We start from the raw sequence: 652 nt of genomic DNA on the forward strand, positions 1-652 counted from the left end.
AGCTGCAATTCGACGGCTTGGATTGGATCGGCCTATTTGGGAACAGTACTGGTTGTTCCTCAAAGGTGCTGCACAGGGTGACCTCGGCGACAGTTTCGTCTTCGGTGAGCCCGCGCTCAAACTGATCCTGCACCATATGCCTGCCACGATGGAACTGGCCTTCAGTGCACTCTTTCTTGCTATCGTGATCGGTATTCCATTGGGTCTTTATGCCGGGCTCTATCCCGACAGCCCGCTGTCCAAGGGCATTATGGCTGGCTCAATCCTTGGGTTTTCGCTGCCGACCTTCTGGGTCGGGCTTATGCTCATCATGCTGTTTGCCGTAGAACTTAGATGGCTCCCAGCGACAGGGCGCGGCGATATCGGCTCGTTTCTTGGGATTCACAGCAGCCTTTTTACGCTCGATGGGTTGAGCCACATCTTCCTGCCTGCTCTCAACCTAGCGCTTCTTAAGATTTCACTGGCAATCCGCCTTACCCGAGCGGGTGTCCGGGAAGCGATGGGACAGGATTACGTGAAGTATGCCCGGGCCAAAGGGCTTTCGACCCGACGCATCATTCTGGTGCATGTAATGAAAAACATCATGATCCCGGTAGTGACCGTCATGGGCCTCGAATTCGGTAGTTTGATCGGGTTCTCGGTGGTGACTGAA

At 54.6% G+C, this 652-nt stretch carries 1 protein-coding gene; it reads left to right on the plus strand.

The window, feature by feature from the left end; translation table 11 throughout:
• Positions 1-652: ABC transporter permease (locus ACR0C6_RS21890; RefSeq protein ID WP_480621274.1), on the plus strand; the 652-nt coding region annotated here is incomplete at both ends.

Source organism: Ruegeria sp. AL12 (assembly GCF_056540885.1).